We start from the raw sequence: 18,343 nt of genomic DNA, 5'->3' as shown, positions 1-18,343 counted from the left end.
GCGCTGCTAGGCCAGATCCAGCAGACCGTCGGGCGGGTCGATCTCGAGCGTGCCGTCGCCAAGCGATACCGATGTGACGATCGCGCCGACGAAAGGCACCAAGACTTCCCGGCCTCCGTCTGGACGTCGGACCGACAGCAATTCACCGGCGGCGGTGTGCAGCACTTCGGCGACGACGCCGATGTCCTCCCCCGACACCGTGCGGACCCGCAGCCCCTCCAGCTCGTGGTCGTAGTAGGTGTCGGGTTCGTCGATGGGAGGCAGCTCGTCGGAATCGATGACAAACAAGCTGCCGCGCAATGCATCTGCGGTGTCCCGGTCGGTCACGCCGGCCAATCGCACCAACAGCCGAGCACCGTGATCGCGCGCGCTGTCAACGACATAACTGCGCTCTTCGACCGGACCGCCGCGGCCGTTGCGGCCCTTTTTGGCGCGTAGCCTGGTACCCGGCGCGAACCGGGAATCGGGGTCATCGGTGCGTACCTCGACGACGACCTCGCCGGTGACGCCGTGCGCCTTCACCACGCGCCCGACTACCAGCTCCATGGGTGCTCCACGAGCAAGCGTGCCGTTATTGGTCGGTGTCCACCACGTCGACGCGGATACCGCGGCCGCCGATGCCGGCGACCAACGTGCGCAACGCGGTCGCGGTACGTCCCCCGCGCCCGATCACCTTGCCCAAGTCGTCCGGGTGCACGTGAACTTCGACCGTACGTCCCCGACGGCTCGTCACCAGATCCACCCGCACATCGTCAGGGTTGTCCACGATTCCGCGGACCAGATGCTCAACGGCGTCTACAACGACCGTGCTCATGGCTCGCGTCAGCTTTCCTTGGACTCAGCCGCTTCGGTCGACTCAGGCCGCCCGGCCTCTGCCGGGGCCTCCGTCGTCTCGGCGGCAGCCTCGGGAGCGGATTCGTCGGCCTTGGCCTTCTTGCCGCCGGACTTCTTCTTCGGCTTCGCGGCTTCGGTGGCGGGGCCACCCTCGGCGGCAGCCAGCGCGGCGTTGAACAGCTCCAGCTTGCTGGGCTTGGGGGGCTTGACCTTCAAGGTGCCCTCGGCGCCAGGCAGGCCCTTGAACTTCTGCCAGTCGCCGGTGATCTTCAGCAGCTTCAAGACGGGTTCGGTGGGCTGGGCACCCACGGAAAGCCAGTACTGAGCGCGCTCGGAGTTGATCTCGATGAGGCTCGGCTCTTCCTTCGGGTGGTACCGGCCGATGACCTCGATGGAACGACCGTCGCGGCGGGTGCGCGCGTCGGCGACGGCGATTCGGTACTGGGGATTGCGGATCTTGCCAAGCCGAGTGAGCTTGATCTTCACAGCCATGGTTAAGCGAATTCTCCTGTGTGTGTCACGCTGCAATTCAGCGATACGGGCGGGATGCCCGGCTCCGGTTTTGCCTCGCGTGTGTGACCACCTAACGATCGTGATCGCGGGGCGGACAGCCGCCCATTGTGCCAGAACGTGCTCGTCAGCCTGAAATCGGAGCGATCGCAAGCGCGGCGAAGCCGGGCGCAGCGGGTCGCGACCATCCAACCCCGGAGCGATAGGCCGGGCGGCCGGCGCATTTGACTCTGCACCCTGGGCGGGAAAGTACGAGTAAACCCCGCCAAATCTGCAGTATCAACGAGGGTCGGCCAGGTCGCCGCGTTGACTCTGCGCCTAGGGCGGGAAAGTACGAGTAGACGCCGCCAGATCTGCAGTATCAACGAGGGTCGGCCAGGTCGCCGCCGCATCTAGAGCAGCTTCTGGAAGGTCTTGCTCTCGACCCGCCGCGTCATCCGCCATCCTTCGGGGGTGCGGACGAATTCGTCGTTGTACCAGAGGCCGCAAAACAGGATCTGGTCCTTCTCCCCCGGCAACACCATCGGGTTGAAGCAGATCACCCGGGACGACGCGGTGTCGCCGTCGATGCGCACGTCGAAGTTGCCCAACATGTGCGAGTACACCGGGAAGTTGGGCAACACCTCCGAGAGCCATTTCTTGACCTCGGGGTAGTGCCCCTCGATTCCGCCCAACGCGGTGTAGTCGATGTAGGCATCCGGGGTGAACACCTTGTCCAGGTCGTCGAAGCGACGTTGGTCGATTGCGGTGGAGTAGTCCACGAGTAGTTGCTGGATCTCGAGACGGTCGGATATTTCGGCCAGGCTGAGCATGCAACGATTCAACACCTCAGCTTGGGTCGTTACACTCAGCGCCCATGCGGAAACTGATGGCCGCAGCCGCGGCGTTGTGCACCATCGCACTGCCTGGCGTCGCCAGCCCTGTTGCCAGCGCCGACGTCGATGTGCAGCCGGTGGGCACCGCCCCGATACCGGACGGACCGGCGCAGACCTGGATCGTGGCCGACCTCGACAGCGGCCAGGTGCTCGCCGGGCGCGACCAGGATGCCGTCCACCCGCCGGCGAGCACGATCAAGGTGCTGCTGTCCCTGGTGGTGCTCGACGAATTGAACATGAACGACACCGTCGTCGCTGACGTCGCCGACACCCAGGTCGAATGCAACTGCGTCGGAGTCAAAGCGGGCCACACTTACACCACCCGCGAATTGCTGGACGGCTTGCTGCTGGTTTCCGGTAACGATGCCGCCAACACGTTGGCGCACATGCTGGGCGGTCAGGATGCCGCCGTGGCCAAGATGAATGCCAAGGCGGCGTCCCTGGGAGCGACGAGCACCTACGCGGCCAGTCCCTCAGGTCTGGACGGCCCCACCGGCCCAGGGGCCTCGACCGCGCACGACCTCGCTGTCATCTTCCGCGCCGCAATGGGTAACCCGCTGTTCGCACAGATCACCGCCGAGCCGTCGGCGGTATTCCCCGGCGATGGGGGCGACCACGTGATCGTCAACCAGGACGAGCTGCTGCACCGGTATCCCGGCGCGATCGGCGGCAAGACGGGCTACACCCAGGCCGCGCGCAAGACGTTCGTCGGCGCCGCCTCCCGCGGTGGCCGCCGCCTGGTGATCGCCATGATGTACGGGCTGGTGAAAGAAGGCGGGCCAACCTACTGGGACCAGGCCGCGACCCTGTTCGACTGGGGATTCGCCCAGAGCCCACAGGCCAGCATCGGCGTCCTCTAGTCGGCGGCCCTATTCGCGTTAGTCGCCGGTCCTCGGCCACGCGGCGGTGAGCAGCGTGGTCAACACCGGGATCCTGCGCTCGGCGATATCCGGCTGCGGCAGCACACCCTCCACGACGGCGGCGCCGTCGAACACGTTGGTCAGCAACGCCACCAGCACCGGAAGCCTGTCCTCGGGGATGTCTTCCGTCCCCGGCATCGCCTTCGCGGCGTCGTACATCTTCGCCCGATACTGCCAAAGCTCTTGTTGCAGAGTTGCTTTCAGCTTTTCATCGGTGCGCGCGGCCATCATCAGCTCGTAGAGGACCGCGTTGACGGGGCCGGCCGTGATGTCGCGCAGGATGGTCAGTGCCGCTTCCAGTGCAGGCTGATCGGCCGGGATTTCGGCGATCTGCTTGGTGAACGTCTCTATCTGGCGACGCAACACTTCAGACGCCGTGGCGGCCATGAAGTCACCCATCGTCTCGAAGTGGCGGAACAACGCCCCTACCGAGACACCCGCGCGCTTGGTGATCACGGCCGCTGATGCCCGCGCATAGCCGACCTCGATGATCGTGTCGATGGACGCCTGAAGCAGCCTGCCGACGGTTTCCTCGCGGCGTTGCTGTTGGGTCCTGGCCATGTCAGGCCGACAGGCTCAGGGCACGCTGTTCGCGCTCCCCCGCGCGCAGGTAACGCCCGGACTTCACGGTCTGCCCATAGCCCTCGCGGAATTCGCCTCCGGACGGGCCACCACGGAACACCACGACGCCATTGACGCCCGTCGCCACCACGGTCGCGTCGTTGCGATTGACCATGCGCCGCAAGCCGCCGTAGAACGGCACTTCCTCCTCGTGGTAGCTGTCCACCGAGTCGTCCAGGTGGGCCGGGTCGACCACGACGAAGTCCGCACGGTCACCCCGGCGCAAAGTGCCCGCGTTGACGCCGAACCACTCGGCCACTTCACCGGTCAGGCGATGCACCGCACGCTCGAGGGTCAGGAACGGCTTACCGGCACGGTCGGCGTCACGCGTGCGGCGCAACAGTCGCAAGGCGTAGTTGTAGAAGGCCATGTTGCGCAGGTGCGCTCCGGCGTCGGAGAAGCCCATGTGGATGCTCGGGTCGGCGGCGAGCTTGTTGAGTTGCTTGGGTCGGTGGTTGCCGACGACGGTCGTCCACCGCACGTTGCGCTCGCCGTTTTCCACCAGGACGTCGAGGAATGCGTCCAGCGGATGCAGCCCGCGCTCGTCGGCGATGGCCCCAAAGCTCTTGCCGATCAACGACTTATCGGGGCACTCGACGATCACCGCGTCGTGGAAGTCACGATGCCACAGCGACGGCCCCAACTTCTTGCGGTCGAATTCCCGGCGGAACCTACGACGGTACGACTCGTCGGCCAGCAACTCATTGCGCTCGATCTCGTCGCGCAGATGCAACGCCGCCGTTCCAGCCCCGAACTCTTCGAAGACCGGTAGGTCGATGCCGTCTGAGTACAGCTCGAACGGAACCGGAAGATGCTGGAACCGCACACTGGAACCCAGCAGCTTGTTGAGCAGTCGGGTGCCGCGTCCGAAGACGTGGACCGCCAGCGGCATCGATTTGGCGTCGGCCGACACCAGCATGCTCATCCGAACCCCTTTGCGACGGTTCAGGATTCGACTGCTGGTCAAGAAGAACATCAGTGCCGACACTGGGCTGTCGACGTCGGGTGCGCTCTGCAGAATGCGACGGCGCTTGCGCAACACGTTGATCAGCCGGCGCCGCTCCCGCCACGTGGCGAAGGTCGACGGCAGGGCGCGCGACCGGAAGCGGTCGCCGTCGAGCTTGTCGATTGCCGCATCCATCCCGGACAAGCCGAGCATGCCGGCGTCGAGGGCCTCCTCGAGCAGCTTCTCCATCTTCGCCAGTTCGGCTTCGCTGGGCTGCACGGTGTCGTCGGTGGCGCGCTCCAGCCCTAATACCGCGGTGCGCAGGTCCGAATGACCAAGCAGGGAACTCACATTGGGCCCCAGCGGCAGGGCGTCGATGGCCTCGATGTATTCGGCGGCCGTCGACCAGTTCTTGGCGTTCTCGAGGGCCCCGAAGACGAACTTGCGCGGAACCGCTTCCACCCGGCTGAACAGGTCGGCGGCGTCTTCGGTGTCGGCATACACCGTCGACAACGAGCAGTTACCCAGCAAGACGGTGGTGACACCGTGGCGCACTGACTCCCGCAGGCCGGGGTCGAGCAGGATCTCGGCGTCGTAGTGGGTGTGCACATCGATGAAGCCGGGCACGACCCACTTCCCCGCCGCGTCGATTACCTCCGGGCAACCGGTTTCGTCAAGCGGCTTGATAGACACGGTGGCCACTACGCCGTCGCGGATACCCAAGTTCCGGATTTGCGGCGCCGCGCCGGTGCCGTCGAACCACAGGCCGTCCCGAATGATCACGTCGTAGCTCACTGTTCCTCCTGGTCGTCGCTTGAAGCGAAGCTAACATAGATAGTGAGTGCTCGCAATCTTTCGTTGGCGTGTGGCCGGTGTCAGCGGCCAGGCCCCGAGGGTGTCGGGGCTGGCGCCGGTGGCGTGGTCGTAGGCGTGGGGCTGTCCTTGGGGGCGTTGGGGATGAGCCGCGGATCAGGCAGGATCACCGCCGGCGGCACATCGCCACTGCGGGTCACCACCGCCGGAATGCGAATGACCTTTCCGCCTTGACCGCACTCGTCGGTGTGCACGGTGACAACCATTTCCCCGGTCAGCTCACCCAGCGGCTGCGGCCGCAGCGACAACACCTGCGTCGTGGACTCGGTGCTGGCCGTGCCGTTGGCATGAACGCAGGGGAACTGCACTTTGTCCGGCCGGGACCGCCACTGGCCGTCACTGAAGTCGAAGACGATCGGTCTGATGTTGGGGACCGCCTGTTCATGGTTGTCCTCGTCGAGCATGGTTGCGGCCGCCCGACATCCCGTCGGGCTGCACGAGGTCCGGATCGCCCACCAGGTAGTCACGTCCGGAGGTTGCGGGCTCAGGATGTAATCGAAGGTTTGCCTGGAGCGTTGGATCTCGATGCGGTAGGTGCCGTCCAACGGTGCCGGCACACCGGCCGTTGCCGTGGTCGACGGGGCTTGAGGGCTAGCTGAGGCGCTAGGGGGTGCGCCACCCGCTTGCTCAGCGGTGGAGACCGTCTTGCGCCCGATCATGATCCCGACGAACAGCAGGCCGCCCAGCAGTATCACAGCCGCCGCCGAACCGGCCATGATCCTGCGGGGTCGGATGGTTCTGGCCGTCGGCTCAACCGGTTGCGGTTCCGGCGGGCGCGGCAGAGATGGCGGCGGCGGGGCGAATTGCTGTGGTAAGTCAGCGGTTTCGGGCCAGTCATAGACGGGATAGTCGACAACACCGGTAGCCGTTGGCTCTTCAGGGGAAGGATCGGGGGCGGCGGTGGTGTGGCTGCTGGTCGGGGCACCGGCCAGTTCATTGAGCGCGGCGGCGAATTCACCACAGCTCGCGTAGCGATCATTCGGTTGCGCCGCGAATGCTCGGGCGAGGACGCCGTTGAGTCCGGCCAGGTCCGGACGCAGCTCGTCGAGTTGAGATGGGACGGGGCGGGAGCGATCGACGGGCGGAGCCCCGGTGAGTAGGTGCATCGCGGTGGCGGCCAGCGCGTATTGATCGGCACGGGCATCGATTTCGCCACCCGCAATCAGTTCAGGTGCGGCGTATTCGGCTAGTTGATCGGCAGAGCGCGTTATCCCGAAGTCACACAATAGGATTCGCCGCTGCACGGGACCGGGATCGGTCAGCAGGACGTTGGCGGGGTTGACGTCGCGGTGCAGCAGGCCCCGGCGATGGGCGTAATCAAGCGCGTCCGCCACTGCGGTGACAATGGAGAGCACCTCGTCGACCGGAAGGACCGCCGGGAACCGGTCGGCCATGAGTTGCACGGCGTCCACGGCGTCGACATAGTCCATCGAGACCCACAGCTGTCCGTCGAATTCACCACGGTCGTAGACGTCCAAGATGTTCGGGTGATGCAGGTTGGTGACGTAGTTCGTCTCGGCCAGGAATCGCTGACGAAATTCAGGGTCGGCGGACATGGCCGGCGGCAGCACCTTGAGCGTCTGCCACCCGGACAATCCCGACCGCTGAACCAAATAGATCTCGCCCGTTGCCGTGGCAGCGAGCGTTCGTACGACGGTGTAACCAGCGAAGGCTGCACCGCTGGCCAACCCCATCTTGCGATAGTAACCACGTTCGGCACGGTGAGTGCCGCCGGAGGCCGGCGAACAGTAGGTTAACGGTTGGGCCGAAACAGCTTGCCACGCAATACAACAAGATCCGGCCGACTGAGCACGCCGACGCTCTCGCGGGGATCCTGCGAATAACACAGGAGATCAGCGGATGCGCCGTGGTCCAGGCCCGGCCGTCCCAACCAGCGCCGAGCGTCCCAGCAGGCCGCACCCAGCGCGTCGGTGCGGCTCATACCGATCCCCTTGAGCGCCTCGACCTCCTCAGCGACCCGCCCGTGCCGGATCATCCCGCCGGCGTCGCTTCCGGCGAATATCGGCACCCCTGCCTCGCGTGCCGCACTCAGTCGCCCATTGCTGCGGGTGTAGAGGTCGCGCATGTGAGCGGCGTAGACCGGATAGCGGGAGGCCGAATCGGCGATGCCCGGGAAGTTCTCGATGTTGATCAGCGTGGGCACCAACGCCGTGCCGTGGTCGAGCATCAGTTGGATGGTGTCGTCGGTCAGGCCGGTGCCGTGCTCGATGCAGTCGATGCCGGCGTTCAGCAGGCCGGGCAGCGCGTCCTCACTGAAGACGTGGGCGGTGACCCGAGCGCCGTGGGCGTGGGCGATGTCGATCGCCTCCTTGAGCACGCCGTCGGACCACAACGGAGCGAGGTCGCCCACCTGGCGGTCGATCCAGTCCCCGATCAACTTGACCCATCCGTCGCCGCGCTGCGCCTGCTCGGCCACCGCGGCCGGCAACTGTGACTCGTCTTCAAGCTCGACGGCAAAGCCGGGCACGTAGCGCTTGGGCAGGGCCAGATGCCGGCCGGCCCGAATGATGCGGGGCAAGTCGTCGCGATCGTCGAGGCTGCGGGTGTCGATCGGTACCCCGCAATCGCGCACCAGCAGCACCCCGACGTCGCGTTCGGTTTCGGCCTGGACTATCGCTTCGTCCAGTTCGACGCCGCCGTGCTCCCCCAAACCGATATGGCAGTGCAGGTCCACCAGACCGGGCAGAATCCAACCACCGTCAAAGACGGTGTCGGCGTCGTCAACCGGCTCGGTACTGATGTGTCCGTCGACGACCCACAACTCGATCGGCGCTTCGTCGGGCAGCCCCGACCCGCGCACGTGCAGGCCCACGGGCGGTTAGCCCTTGCCCGGAAACTTCAGCTTGGACAGATCGAAGTCGGCCAACCCGGGAGGCAACTCGTTGAGTCCCTCGGGCATCTGCGAAAGATCGGGGAACCCGGCCGGCATGCCCGGCATGGCACCTGGCCCGAACGGACTCCGCACCTTCGGCGGCGTCGGACCGCGTCCGCCCTTCTTGCCCTTCTTGCCCTTCGCGTTCTTTGACTTGCGCGTCGCAGACTTGCGGCCGATGCCGGGGATGCCCATGCCACCGAGCATCGACGACATCATCTTGCGGGCTTCGAAGAAGCGGTCGACCAGCTGGTTGACCTCGGACACGGTCACACCCGAGCCGTTGGCGATGCGCAGCCGGCGAGATGCGTTGATGATCTTGGGGTCGGCCCGCTCTTCGGGGGTCATGCCCCGGATGATGGCCTGCACCCGGTCGAGTTGCTTGTCGTCGATTTCGGCCAGCGCGTCCTTCATCTGACCGGCACCGGGCAGCATGCCGAGCAGGTTGCCGATCGGGCCCATCTTGCGCACGGCAAGCATCTGCTCGAGGAAGTCTTCGAGGGTGAGCTCCCCCGCGCCGATCTTCGCGGCGGCATCCTCGGCCTGTCGGGCGTCGAACACCTGCTCGGCCTGTTCGATCAGGCTGAGCACATCACCCATGCCCAGGATGCGGCTGGCCATGCGGTCGGGATGGAAGACGTCGAAGTCCTCGAGTTTTTCGCCGGTGGAGGCGAAAAGAATTGGGACGCCGGTCACTTCGCGCACCGACAGCGCGGCGCCGCCGCGGGCGTCACCGTCGAGCTTGGTCAGCACCACGCCGGTGAATCCGACGCCCTCGCCGAACGCTTGCGCCGTGGCGACCGCGTCCTGACCGATCATGGCGTCGAGGACGAAGATCACTTCGTCGGGATCGATGGCGTCCCGGATGGCCGCGGCCTGCGCCATCAACTCCTCGTCGATGCCGAGTCGCCCGGCCGTGTCGACGATGACGACGTCGAAGTGCTTGGCCTTGGCCTCGGCGATACCGGCGGCGGCGCCCCCGCCCGGGTCGCCGGGCCCCGATTCCGGCGAGGCGCCGGGATGCGGCGCGAACACCGTGACCCCGGCCCGTTGGCCGACGACCTGCAGCTGGTTGACCGCGGCGGGGCGCTGCAAGTCACACGCCACCAGCAAGGGGGTGTGGCCCTGGCTACGCAGGCGTGCGGCCAATTTCCCGGCGAGTGTCGTCTTACCCGAGCCCTGCAGACCGGCAAGCATGATGACCGTCGGCGGCGTCTTGGCGAAAGCCAGCTCGCGGGTCTCGCCACCGAGGATCTTGATCAGTTCCTCATTGACGATCTTGACGACCTGCTGCGCGGGGTTGAGCGCGCCGGACACCTCGGCGCCGCGGGCGCGTTCCTTGATCCGATGGACGAACGCCCGGACCACCGGCAGCGATACGTCGGCTTCCAGCAGCGCCAGCCGGATTTCGCGGGTGGTGGCATCGATATCGGCATCGGTCAGCCGGCCCTTGCCGCGCAGCCCCTGGAGGACACCGGTTAATCGGTCGGAAAGCGATTCAAACACGCAGCCCAGCCTAGTGGTGATCGCCAGCCCGACGCAGTCGGGCGCAGCGGGTCACCACGATCAGGCCCCGTGGTGATCGCCAGCCCGACGCAGTCGGGCGCAGCGGGTCACCACGATCAGGCCTTCAGCTCCTGACCACCTGCGTGCCGCCCGCCCACCTGTCATGAATTCCCTGCTTGGACGGGCTGCGGTTGATGGTGTCCGCGATCACGATCCAGGAGAGGATCACGAGCACGGCTCCCACTGCGCTAGGCACGATCCACAGCAAATTGAATGAATTGCGGACAGCGGACTCTGTCACGTCCGGTTTCGGCGCTCCGCCTGGCCCGCGCACAGCTAGCCCGAGCAATTTCTTGCCCGGAGTCCAGCCGAACTTGACCTCGAACACCACGTAATAAGCAAAGGATCCGACGCCGAGGAGCAGACCGGCGACCACTTGTTGGACGAGCGAGCCGGCCGATTCGATGTCTGTCAGTTGGCGCAGGAGATAAACCAACGGTGTCAGAGCGATGCCAATGATCACGCCGTCGACCACACGGGCGGCGAGCCGTCGGGACACTCGGGCCGGGCGCTGGGCGCTCGGTGCGACGCTTTCAACTGGCGCGTGCCGATCGTCACCTGTGGTCATCGAGCGCCTCCCGAACCCAGGATGAATTTCGAAGGTATGCAGATGTAGCTTGCGCTTCCCGGCGGTCGGGCGCCATACCTTGCGGGCGTCCGTCGGGGCGACGTATCAAGAAACCGCTTCCGTCGGAACAGCCCCGTCATGTCGCAACTGCACCGAAAAGCGTTGGCATGCTACATTTCACAGCCGCACACGATCGAGCTCACGGGGGTAGTTGTTGTCGCTGCAGCCAGCAAGCTCGGTTGATGCGGCAACCGGTGGCGGCCAGCCATTACGCGGTTGGCAGCGCCGCGCGCTGGTCAAGTACCTGGGCACCCAGCCGCGCGATTTCCTCGCGGTGGCGACGCCAGGGGCCGGCAAGACGGCATTTGCCCTGCGGATCGTCGCCGAACTCCTCGGCGACCGCGTCGTCGAGCAGGTCACCATCGTCGTACCCACCGAGCACTTGAAGATCCAGTGGGCACACTCCGCGAGCCGGTACGGCCTGGCGCTGGATCCGAAGTTCTCCAACTCCAACCCGCAGACCTCGCCGGACTACCACGGAGTCGTCGTCACCTACGCCCAGGTCGCCGCGCATCCCACCCTGCACCGGGTGCGCACCGAGCAGCGCAAGACGTTGGTCGTGTTCGACGAGATCCACCACGGAGGCGACGCCAAGACGTGGGGAGACGCCATCCGGGAAGCGTTCAGCGACGCCACCCGCCGACTCGCCCTGACGGGCACGCCGTTTCGCAGCGACGACAGCCCGATCCCGTTCGTCACCTACGAGCCCGAAGCGGATGGGGTGCTGCGTTCCCGCGCCGACCACACCTACGGATATGCCGAAGCCCTCGCCGACGGCGTGGTCCGGCCGGTGGTCTTCCTCGCCTACTCCGGGCAGGCGCGCTGGCGGGACAGCGCCGGCGAGGAACACGAGGCACGACTGGGCGAGCCACTGTCGGCGGAACAGACCGCGCGCGCGTGGCGCACCGCGCTGGACCCCGCTGGCGAGTGGATGCCGGCGGTGATCACCGCCGCCGATCGGCGACTTCGCCAATTGCGCACCCACATTCCCGACGCCGGCGGCATGATCATCGCCTCCGACCGGACGGCGGCGCACGCCTATGCCGCCCTGCTGCAGAAGCTGACCTCGGAGACGCCGACGGTGGTGCTCTCCGACGACCCCGGCTCGTCGGCTCGCATCAGTGAATTCGCCGCTGGCACGAGCCGATGGCTGGTCGCGGTCCGCATGGTGTCCGAAGGCGTCGACGTGCCCCGCTTGTCGGTCGGGATCTACGCCACCAGCGCCTCCACCCCGCTGTTCTTCGCCCAGGCGATAGGCCGGTTCGTGCGGTCACGGCGGCCCGGTGAAACCGCCAGCATCTTCCTGCCGTCGGTGCCGAACCTGCTGCAGTTGGCCAGTGAGTTGGAGGCCCAACGCGACCACGTGCTCGGCAAACCCCATCGCGAAACGCTGGACGATCCCCTGGACCAAGATCCGGCCACCCGCACGCAGACCGAGCCCGGCGATCCCGACAAGGGCTTCACATCCCTGGGCGCCGAAGCCGAGCTCGATCAAGTCATCTTCGATGGGTCCTCGTTCGGCACCGCGACGCCCGCCGGAAGCGAGGAAGAGGCCGACTACCTCGGCATTCCCGGGTTGCTCGACGCCGAACAGATGCGCGCCCTGCTGCACCGCCGTCAGGATGAGCAGCTGCGGAAACGCAAGGCCCAGCTGTCCCAACAGGGCCAGGCGGAAGCGGCGCCCCTGACGACCCACGGGCAGCTCCGCGAGCTTCGTCGCGAACTCAACGCGCTCGTATCGATCGCCCACCACCGCACCGGCAAACCGCACGGCTGGATTCACAACGAACTGCGTCGCCGCTGTGGGGGCCCGCCGATCGCCGCGGCCAGCCGCGAGCAGGTACAGGCGCGCATCGAGGCCCTGCGCCAGCTCAACGCCGAACACTCTTAGTCGCCGACGGGCTCGTCCTCGAACACGTCAACACCGCCACCCAAGACGGCCATGAGGTGCTTTTCCACCGCGCCCCGCGCGTCGGACTCAGGCGGCACGGTCACGCAGAACACGTCGGCGGCCGTCGAGCCGAAGGTGTTGACCTTGGCCCACAGGATGTCGGATCCGGCTCGTTCCAGTGCCCGCGCCAGCAGCGCGAGTAGGCCGATGCGGTCCATGGCACGGATTTCCAGGATCAGTTGGCCGGGCGTGTCGGTGTCGAGCCACAGGATGCGCGGCGGTGCGGTCGAACGCGTAACTGGCACCCCTACCTGTACCTCACCGGCCCGTGCCGATACCGAACCGGCGGCGTCGAGGTCCCGCTTCTCCAGCGTCGCGACGACGTCGCTGCCGCGCAGCGCACCCACGAACGCCTGGCGCAGCAGGTCGGACGCTGGTGGGGAGCCGAACAGCGGCGACACCACGAATTCGGCGATCGCGACACCGTCGTGGGTGTTGACCGTCGCCGAATGCACCCGCAGCGAGTTCAGCGCAAGCACGGCCGCGGCCTTCGACACCAACCCCCGCTCGTCCGGTGCCACCATCACCGCGTGGCAGCGCTCGCTGTCCCCCGGCGTCAGCTCCACATGCACCCCGTGGTCGGCCGCCAATGAAAGGTAGTGCGGCGCAGAAGGTTCCGCTTGCGGAAGTGGCTCACCGGCCATCATCAGCCGGCAACGACGTACCAAGTCCGCGACCAAAGACGCCTTCCAGTCGCTCCACACGCCCGGACCGGTGGCCTTCGAGTCCGCCTCACTCAGGGCGTGCATCAGTTCAAGCAATTGCGGATCGCCGCCCAATGCCTCCGAGACGGACTCGATGACCTTCGGGTCGTTCAGGTCGCTGCGGGTGGCCGTGATGGGCAGCAGCAGATGGTGGCGAACCATCTTGGAAAGCGTCTGGATGTCCGCTTCGGACAACCCCAATCGCTCGCCGATCTGCACCACCATTTCGGCACCGAGCACGCTGTGATCGGCCCCCCTGCCCTTGCCGATGTCGTGCAGCAGCGCACCCAGGGCGAGCAGATCGGGCCGTGCCACCCGGGTGGTCAACGGTGCCGCATGAACCGCGCATTCGATGACGTGACGGTCCACGGTCCATTTGTGGGAGACGTCGCGAGGCGGGAGATCGCGGATGGCGCTCCACTCCGGCAACAGCTGGCCCCAGAGTCCGGTCCGGTCCAGGGCCTCGATGGTCGGCACCGCGGTCGGGCCGGCCAACAGCACCACCAGCAGGTGGTCCAGCGCCTCCCGCGGCCACGGAACGGGCAACCCGGGGGCCTTCTCGGCAAGTCGGCTCAGCGTGGCGGCGCCGATCGGCACGCCGGTGTCGGCCGCCGCGGCGGCCACGCGCAGCACCAGACCGGGATCACGTTCGGGGTTGGCCTCACGGGCCAGCACGATTTCGCCGGCATACTCGACGACCCCTTCGTCCAAGGGGCGCCGCTTCGGCCGGCGCACCAAGGCCGAGATGCCGCGCCGCGGCAGCGCATTGGCCGCCGTCCGCAGCCCGGTCACCGCGTGGTAGCTGATGGTTCGACCGGCCCCAGACAGCAAGCGCGCCAAGTCGAATCGGTCACCCACTCCCAGAGCGGCGCTGATCTCGTCGGCGAACTGAGCCTGCAACTGATCACGGCCACGGCCAGACACCAAGTGCAGTTCGGTGCGCACATCCAGCAGTGTGAGATAGGCGTCGTCCAGCGACCCCGCCGGCACGTCGGCCGCGGCCATGCCGTGCCGGTCGATGAGCTGGGCCAGCGCCAAGGCGTTGAGCAGTTGCACGTCCCGCAGGCCACCGCGCCCCGACTTGAGGTCGGGCTCGGCGCGGTGCGCGATCCGGCCCAGCCGCAACCAGCGGGCATGGGTCATTTCGACCAGCTCGTCCATTCGCGAACGAATTCCGCTGCGCCACTGCCGCCGAACGCCGTCGATCAGTTCGTTCGAGAGTCGCTCTTCGCCCGCGATATGGCGTGCTTCGAGCATGCCCAGGGCGGCGGTCAGGTCGGAGTTGGCGGTAGACAGCGCCTCGCTGACCGTGCGCACGCTGTGGTCGAGCCGAATGTTGGCGTCCCACAACGGATACCACAGTTTGTCGGCAACCGGACCGAGCACGTCGGCGGGCTTGTTGTCGTGCAGCAGCACCAGGTCGAGATCCGAATAGGGCAGCAACTCGCGGCGACCCAGTCCGCCGACCCCTACGATTGCGAAGCCGCTGTCCGGGAGGATGCCGATCTCGGATGCCTTGGCGTTCAACCAAGATTCGTGCAGATCGAGCACCGCCTGCCGTAGCTCGGCGGGCGGCATGTCGCGGTGGTCATCGGTCAACAGCGCACGCCGCGCGGCAGCCAAATCGACTGCCGCGCGGGCGCTTTTGGTTTGGTCCGGCCGGGGTTCCGTCACACCCGGCCGGCCTGTCCAGCGAGGTTCAGCAACCGGACGCTACTGTCACAGCGCGTCAGGTCCGCGTTCACCGGTGCGCACCCGGACGATGGTGTCGACCGGGCTGACCCACACCTTGCCGTCACCGATCTTGCCCGTACGCGCGGCCCGGACGATGCTGTCCACGACCTTGTCGACGATGGAGTCGTCGACAACGACCTCGATGCGAACCTTCGGCACGAAGTCGACCGAGTATTCAGCACCCCGGTAGACCTCCGTGTGACCCTTCTGCCGACCGTAGCCCTGGATTTCGCTGACAGTCATCCCCAAGACTCCGGCGTCTTCGAGGCTGGTCTTGACGTCATCAAGGGTGAACGGCTTCACGATCGCGGTGATCAGCTTCATTTCTATTCCGCCTCTACTTTCTCGCCCACTCGCTCCCGCTCTTCCAAGCCGTTGACGCTACTCGGCGGCAAAGACGCTCGTGGAAGTACCGAGCCACTGGCGACCGCGAAGTCGTAACCGCTTTCAGCGTGCTCCGACTCGTCGATCCCCGCGGCCTCTTGCTCAGCCCCGAGACGCAGCCCGATTGTGTACTTCAGGATAAGGGCCAGGATAAACGTGGCCACGGCGCAGTAGGCCATGACACTGAACGCCCCGATCGCCTGCTTGCCGAGCTGACTCCAGCCGCCGCCGTAGAACAGGCCCTTGGCACCGGCCGGCGCCTCCGGCGCGGCGAGGATGCCTACCAGCAGCGTGCCAACCAGACCACCGACCAGGTGCACCCCGACCACGTCCAGCGAGTCGTCGAAGCCGAGCTTGAACTTCAGCCCCACCGCGAGCGCGCACAAAACGCCGGCCACCGCGCCGATCCCCAACGCGCCCAGCACGTTCACCGAGGAACACGACGGGGTGATGGCGACCAGACCTGCCACGATGCCCGACGCCGCACCCAGCGTGGTGGCGTGTCCGTCGCGGATGCGCTCGGTGACCAGCCAGGCGAGCATCGCTGCGGCGGTGGCAACCGTGGTGGTCACGAACGTCGATCCCGCGACGCCGTTGGAGGTCGCCGCCGAACCGGCGTTGAAGCCGTACCAGCCGAACCACAGCAGGCCGGCACCGAGCATCACGAACGGCAGATTGTGCGGACGGAACAGCGTGGTGGGCCAGCCACTGCGCTTACCCAGCACGATCGCCAGCACCAGGCCCGCCGTACCGGCGTTGATGTGGACCGCCGTTCCGCCGGCGAAGTCGATCGCGTGGATCTTGTTGTTGATCCAGCCGCCGTGTTCGGCGACCGAGCCGTCAGCGGCAAAGACCCAGTGCGCGATCGGGAAGTAGACGAACGTCGCCCACAGTGCCGAGAACGCCAACCAGGCGCTGAACTTGAGCCTGTCGGCCACCGAGCCCGAGATCAGCGCGACGGTGATGATCGCGAACATCAGCTGGAAGGCGACGAACACGGTGGCGGGCAGGGTGCCGACCAACGGGATGTCCGTCGCCGCGGTGGCGCCTTCCGCCTTCGCGGAGTCACCGCCGATGAGGCCCTTGAGCCCGAAGAACTGGGTCGGGTCGCCAAAGAGATTGGCCTTGTCGTCGCCGAATGCTATTGAGTAGCCGTAAAGCACCCACAGCACTGTCACCACGCCCATGGCGCTGATGCTCATCATGATCATGTTGAGCACACTTCGCGTCCGCACCATGCCGCCGTAGAAAAACGCCAGGCCCGGCGTCATCAACAACACAAGGGCAGAACTCGCCAGCAACCAGGCAGTATCGCCCGTATCGGGCTGGCCCAGGATCGGGAAACTCACTCGCTTTCACCTCCAGTCAGCGTCGGGAGGGCCCCAGGATGGATGACTGGTGACCTGATCCAGAACCTTGCGCATAAGTTGTTGCGCGAATGGGGCAGCGATGTTTCGTGGAAATTAACGTAAAAGCTGCTGTGTAAGACCTGGGAATACCCCGGCGTGAAACCGGGTGTGTACCTAGGCTCCGAGCAGGGCGTCGACGAAAGCCGCCGGCTCGAACGGGGCCAGATCATCGGGGCCTTCGCCCAATCCCACCAGCTTCACCGGAACCCCGAGTTCCTGTTGGACGCGGAAGACGATGCCCCCCTTGGCAGTTCCGTCCAACTTGGTCAGCACCGCGCCGGTGATGTCGACGACCTCGGCGAACACCTTGGCCTGGGCCAAGCCGTTTTGGCCGATCGTGGCGTCGAGTACGAGCAGCACCTCATCGACCGCGGCACGTCGGGTCACCACGCGTTTGACCTTGCCGAGCTCGTCCATCAGCCCGACCTTCGTGTGTAACCGCCCGGCGGTGTCGATGAGCACGACGTCGGCTCCCGTCTTGATGCCCTTGTCGACGGCGTCAAAAGCGACCGACGCCGGATCGGCCCCCTCGGGCCCGCGCACCACCTCAGCGCCTACCCGTGACGCCCAGGTCTCCAGTTGGTCGGCCGCCGCAGCGCGGAAGGTGTCAGCCGCCCCGAGCACCACACGCCGGCCGTCGGCCACCAGGACTCGGGCCAGTTTGCCAACGGTGGTGGTCTTCCCGGTGCCGTTGACACCCACCACCAGCAGCACTGACGGGTGGTCGTCGTGCGGCAAGGCGCGGATCGAGCGGTCCATGCCGGGTTGCAGTTCCTTGATCAGCACGTCGCGCAGCACCGCTCGGGCATCGGCTTCGGTGCGGACGTTGGCGGCGGCCAACCGGCTGCGCAGTTGCGTCACCACGGCTTCGGTGACCACCGGACCCAGGTCGGCGACCAACAGCGTGTCCTCGACGTCCTGCCAGGAGTCCTCGTCCAGGTCGCCGCCGCCGATGAGGCCGAGCATGCTGCGGCCGAGCGCGTTCTGCGATCTGGCCAACCGGCCGCGCAGCCGTTCCAGCCTGCCCTCGGGCGGTTCGATCGCCTCTATTGCGGGCGGCGCGGGTGCCTCGGGTGGCGCCGGCGCTTCGGGAGGCGCGGGCGCTGCTGGCGGCGCCGCTGCCACCTCGGGCTCTGCGGGGGCCTCCGGCGCCTCTGGTGCCTCCGGTGGCGCCTCGGGCACGAGGTCGGGCAGGTGCACGTCGGAGATGGTCCGTCTGGGTGCATCTCTCGGGATGGTGGCGTCATCGCCGACGGCGGGCAGACCGCTGGTGTCGATGCGGTCTTCCGGTTCCAGGGTCGTAGTCCGGCTGAACGTGATGCCGGACGACGCCTTGTACCCGCCGGAGCGGTCGATGGCGCCCGTCTCGGGAGGGCCGGACAGCCTGATTTGGCGCCGACGGTAACGCACCAGCCCAAAGACCAGCGCGGTGATGATGACCAGGGCGGCGACCACCGCGATGGCGATCCACAGACCTTCGGACACTGACAATCCT

At 66.6% G+C, this 18,343-nt stretch carries 16 protein-coding genes; 2 read left to right on the top strand and 14 right to left on the bottom strand.

Features of this window, described 5'->3' with window-relative positions; translation table 11 throughout:
• Positions 1–6: 6 nt before the first annotated feature.
• The 4 genes from rimM to BST27_RS17870 form a co-directional block, all read right to left on the bottom strand.
• On the bottom strand, positions 7–546 hold the full coding sequence (gene rimM, locus BST27_RS17885; protein ID WP_069418901.1) for a ribosome maturation factor RimM: 540 nt from the start codon (positions 544–546) through the stop codon (positions 7–9).
• A gap of 25 nt (positions 547–571) precedes the next feature.
• Positions 572–814, bottom strand: a complete 243-nt coding sequence (locus BST27_RS17880) for an RNA-binding protein (RefSeq protein WP_036354608.1) — start codon at positions 812–814, stop codon at positions 572–574.
• A gap of 8 nt (positions 815–822) precedes the next feature.
• Positions 823–1,326 carry a 30S ribosomal protein S16 gene (rpsP, locus tag BST27_RS17875; RefSeq protein WP_069418900.1) on the bottom strand — a complete coding sequence of 168 codons (504 nt, stop codon included), beginning with the start codon at positions 1,324–1,326 and terminating at the stop codon, positions 823–825.
• A gap of 410 nt (positions 1,327–1,736) precedes the next feature.
• Positions 1,737–2,156: a nuclear transport factor 2 family protein gene (locus tag BST27_RS17870; RefSeq protein WP_069418899.1), complete on the bottom strand. Its 420-nt coding sequence runs from the start codon at positions 2,154–2,156 to the stop codon at positions 1,737–1,739.
• Between the two features lie 44 nt (positions 2,157–2,200).
• On the opposite strand from BST27_RS17870, the gene BST27_RS17865 reads away from it, so the two are divergent.
• Entirely contained in the window at positions 2,201–3,079 is an 879-nt protein-coding gene (locus BST27_RS17865; protein ID WP_069418898.1) for a D-alanyl-D-alanine carboxypeptidase family protein, read from the top strand.
• Between the two features lie 18 nt (positions 3,080–3,097).
• Here the strand turns inward: BST27_RS17865 and BST27_RS17860 are convergent, their stop codons facing one another.
• The 6 genes from BST27_RS17860 to BST27_RS17830 all read right to left on the bottom strand — a co-directional run bounded on the left by BST27_RS17860 (position 3,098) and on the right by BST27_RS17830 (position 10,606).
• Positions 3,098–3,700 (bottom strand): TetR/AcrR family transcriptional regulator, encoded by a 603-nt coding sequence (locus BST27_RS17860; protein WP_069418897.1) that lies wholly within the window; start codon positions 3,698–3,700, stop codon positions 3,098–3,100.
• 1 nt (position 3,701) lies between these two features.
• Positions 3,702–5,501 carry an N-acyl-D-amino-acid deacylase family protein gene (locus tag BST27_RS17855; protein WP_069418896.1) on the bottom strand — a complete coding sequence of 600 codons (1,800 nt, stop codon included), beginning with the start codon at positions 5,499–5,501 and terminating at the stop codon, positions 3,702–3,704.
• An 80-nt stretch (positions 5,502–5,581) separates the two neighbouring features.
• Positions 5,582–7,273, bottom strand: a complete 1,692-nt coding sequence (locus BST27_RS17850) for a serine/threonine-protein kinase (protein WP_069418895.1) — start codon at positions 7,271–7,273, stop codon at positions 5,582–5,584.
• Between the two features lie 59 nt (positions 7,274–7,332).
• A complete protein-coding gene (locus BST27_RS17845) occupies positions 7,333–8,412 on the bottom strand; it encodes a metal-dependent hydrolase family protein (protein ID WP_069418894.1) in 1,080 nt (359 codons plus the stop codon).
• 6 nt (positions 8,413–8,418) lie between these two features.
• On the bottom strand, positions 8,419–9,978 hold the full coding sequence (gene ffh / locus BST27_RS17840; RefSeq protein ID WP_083148567.1) for a signal recognition particle protein: 1,560 nt from the start codon (positions 9,976–9,978) through the stop codon (positions 8,419–8,421).
• A 124-nt stretch (positions 9,979–10,102) separates the two neighbouring features.
• The gene (locus BST27_RS17830; protein WP_069418892.1) at positions 10,103–10,606 is read right to left on the bottom strand and encodes an RDD family protein; all 504 of its coding nucleotides are present in this window, start codon (positions 10,604–10,606) and stop codon (positions 10,103–10,105) included.
• A 220-nt stretch (positions 10,607–10,826) separates the two neighbouring features.
• Between BST27_RS17830 and BST27_RS17825 the strand changes: the two genes are divergently transcribed.
• Positions 10,827–12,557, top strand: a complete 1,731-nt coding sequence (locus BST27_RS17825; protein ID WP_069418959.1) for a DEAD/DEAH box helicase — start codon at positions 10,827–10,829, stop codon at positions 12,555–12,557.
• Here BST27_RS17825 and BST27_RS17820 read toward each other — a convergent pair.
• From BST27_RS17820 to ftsY, 4 genes are all read right to left on the bottom strand, one after another.
• Positions 12,554–14,995, bottom strand: a complete 2,442-nt coding sequence (locus BST27_RS17820; protein WP_079219962.1) for a [protein-PII] uridylyltransferase — start codon at positions 14,993–14,995, stop codon at positions 12,554–12,556. The two genes, BST27_RS17825 and BST27_RS17820, sit on opposite strands and share 4 nt — an antisense overlap.
• 45 nt (positions 14,996–15,040) lie before the next feature.
• Entirely contained in the window at positions 15,041–15,379 is a 339-nt protein-coding gene (gene glnB, locus BST27_RS17815) for a nitrogen regulatory protein P-II (RefSeq protein WP_036354580.1), read from the bottom strand.
• A 2-nt stretch (positions 15,380–15,381) separates the two neighbouring features.
• Positions 15,382–16,788, bottom strand: a complete 1,407-nt coding sequence (locus BST27_RS17810; protein WP_069418891.1) for an ammonium transporter — start codon at positions 16,786–16,788, stop codon at positions 15,382–15,384.
• Between the two features lie 174 nt (positions 16,789–16,962).
• Positions 16,963–18,333 (bottom strand): signal recognition particle-docking protein FtsY, encoded by a 1,371-nt coding sequence (gene ftsY / locus BST27_RS17805; protein ID WP_069418890.1) that lies wholly within the window; start codon positions 18,331–18,333, stop codon positions 16,963–16,965.
• Positions 18,334–18,343 lie beyond the last annotated feature (10 nt).

Origin of the sequence: Mycobacterium intermedium, assembly GCF_002086275.1 — a bacterium.
GTDB lineage: Bacteria > Actinomycetota > Actinomycetes > Mycobacteriales > Mycobacteriaceae > Mycobacterium > Mycobacterium intermedium.
The sequence above is the reverse complement of the archived record's forward strand: the minus strand, read 5'-3'. Positions and strand labels throughout refer to the sequence as shown.

Bases quoted from the DNA above. Each gene is read 5' to 3' on its own strand.
- rimM (WP_069418901.1), bottom strand. From the start codon at position 546: ATGGAGCTGGTAGTCGGGCGCGTGGTGAAGGCGCACGGCGTCACCGGC.
- BST27_RS17880 (WP_036354608.1), bottom strand. From the start codon at position 814: ATGAGCACGGTCGTTGTAGACGCCGTTGAGCATCTGGTCCGCGGAATC.
- rpsP (WP_069418900.1), bottom strand. From the start codon at position 1,326: ATGGCTGTGAAGATCAAGCTCACTCGGCTTGGCAAGATCCGCAATCCC.
- BST27_RS17870 (WP_069418899.1), bottom strand. From the start codon at position 2,156: ATGCTCAGCCTGGCCGAAATATCCGACCGTCTCGAGATCCAGCAACTA.
- BST27_RS17865 (WP_069418898.1), top strand. From the start codon at position 2,201: ATGCGGAAACTGATGGCCGCAGCCGCGGCGTTGTGCACCATCGCACTG.
- BST27_RS17860 (WP_069418897.1), bottom strand. From the start codon at position 3,700: ATGGCCAGGACCCAACAGCAACGCCGCGAGGAAACCGTCGGCAGGCTG.
- BST27_RS17850 (WP_069418895.1), bottom strand. From the start codon at position 7,273: ATGGGGTTGGCCAGCGGTGCAGCCTTCGCTGGTTACACCGTCGTACGA.
- BST27_RS17830 (WP_069418892.1), bottom strand. From the start codon at position 10,606: ATGACCACAGGTGACGATCGGCACGCGCCAGTTGAAAGCGTCGCACCG.
- glnB (WP_036354580.1), bottom strand. From the start codon at position 15,379: ATGAAGCTGATCACCGCGATCGTGAAGCCGTTCACCCTTGATGACGTC.